1 protein-coding gene is annotated in these 1,806 nt (G+C 79.3%); it reads left to right on the top strand.

Features of this window, described 5'->3' with window-relative positions:
• Positions 1–160 precede the first annotated feature (160 nt).
• On the top strand, positions 161–1,806 hold a 1,646-nt coding region (locus ACRYM0_RS20810), incomplete at its 3' end, for a hypothetical protein (protein WP_432507755.1).

Below are 1,806 nucleotides of genomic sequence, written 5' to 3'. Positions count from 1 at the left end.
GGGGGGAGGGCGGCACGCCCCCACGAAACGGCCCACCCCGCCCGCCCCGCCCGACGTGGCGGTGGAAATGGCGGTGATCAAGGAGGTGCCAACTACCTTGAACACCGTAGGGTGGGGTGGGGTGGGAGGTGGCGTCGGCGGGAGCCGCTAGCGTCCCCGCGTGCCCGCAGCCCCCCGCGTCGACGCCGCGCCCGCCGACCGCGCCGCGCGCCCCGAGCCCACCTGGGCCGGGGTGCTGCTGACGAGGGTGCCGGTGGTGCTGGCCGCCGCCGTCGCCGCGGTCACCGCGGTGGCCGTGCCGCTGGTCCTGCTGGACCTGTGGGCGCCGTGGACGGCGCTGCCGGTGTGCCTGGTCGCCGCCGCGCTCGCCGGGCGCCTGGCGTGGGCGGTGCCGGTCGTGCCCACCCCGGCGTGGGCGGCGCTGACCAGCCTCGCCGTGGCCGCCGGCGGCGGCCTGTGGGCCGGCCTCACCCGTGCCGAGCACGTCGTGCTGCGCCGCGACGCCGGCTCGCAGGCCCTCTACGCGCACCACCTGGCCACCCACCACGGCCTGCCGGTGGACCCCTCGCTCGCGGCGCTCGGCGGCGCGCAGGCGCTGGCCGACCCGAACGTGACGATCGCCAGTCCCGCCTTCTACGAGGTCGGCACCGACGTCGTCCCGCAGTTCCTGCTGGGGGCGCCCGCGCTGTACTCGCTGGGGGAGTGGGCCGGCGGCTGGGAGGGGCTGCTGCTGGCGCCGGCGGTGGTGGCCGTGGCCGCGCTGCTGGCGGTGGCGGGGCTGGCCGCGCGCGTCGTGGGCCCGCGCTGGGCGCCCCTGGCCGTGGCCGTGTTCGCCCTCGCGCAGCCGGTGCTGCACGTGAACCGCTCCACGTACTCGGAGGTCCCGGCCCTGCTGGTGCTGGCCGCCGCCGCCTCCGTCCTCGTCGCGGCCACCGCCGCGACGGGCACCCCCACGCTCGCCGCGCGCCTGGGCGGCGGGGCGGGGCTGCTGCTGGGCGCCTGCGGCTTCGTGCGCATCGACTACCTGCGCGAGGTGGCGCTGCTGCTGCCGGTCGTGGCGGGGCTGGCGGCGCTGCGGCACCCTGCGGCGCGCGCCCTGCTGGCGGGCACCGCCGTCACCAGCGCCCTGGCTGCCGTGGCGGCGGTGACGTACTCGCGGCCCTACCTGGGCACGATCGCCGGTTCCCTGCTGCCGCTGGTCGCGGCCCTGGTGGCGCTCGCGGTGCTCTCGTGGGCCGGTCTGCGGCTGGCCCGCACCGGGCGTCTCGCGCGCGCGCCGTGGCTGACGAGCCCGCGGCTGGGACCCGCCCTGGCCGCCGTGCTGGGACTGGTGCTGCTGGGGCTGGCGAGCCGCCCGCTGTGGCTGGTGGTGCGCCAGGACCCCGCCGACCCCGGCAGCAGGCTGGTCGCCGGGCTCCAGCAGTCGCAGGGCCTGCCGGTGGACGGCGGGCGCACCTACGCGGAGCACTCGGTGGACTGGCTGGCCTGGTACCTCGGCTGGCCCGCGGTGGCCGCCGCGGGCGCGGCGGCCGTGGTGCTGCTGGCGCGCCTGGTGCCGGCGCTGCAGGGCCGCGCCCCGCTGCCGGCGTGGGCGGCGCCGTTCGTGGTGGCCGTCGGCTCGACGCTGCTGACGCTGTACCGCCCGGGCATCACCCCCGACCACCCGTGGGCGGACCGCCGCTTCGTGCCGCTGGTGCTGCCCGCGGTGGTGCTGCTGGCCACCGCCGCCGTCGCCTGGGCGGTGCGCGTCCTGGCCCCGCGCCTCTCCCGCCCCCACCGGGCGGTAACCATGGTTTCCGCCCCTGC

Source organism: Kineococcus arenarius subsp. arenarius, from assembly GCF_050871845.1.
In the GTDB taxonomy this organism is placed as follows: Bacteria; Actinomycetota; Actinomycetes; order Actinomycetales; family Kineococcaceae; genus Kineococcus.
Note: the sequence above shows the minus strand (reverse complement) of the source record. Positions and strands in the feature narration are given on the sequence as shown.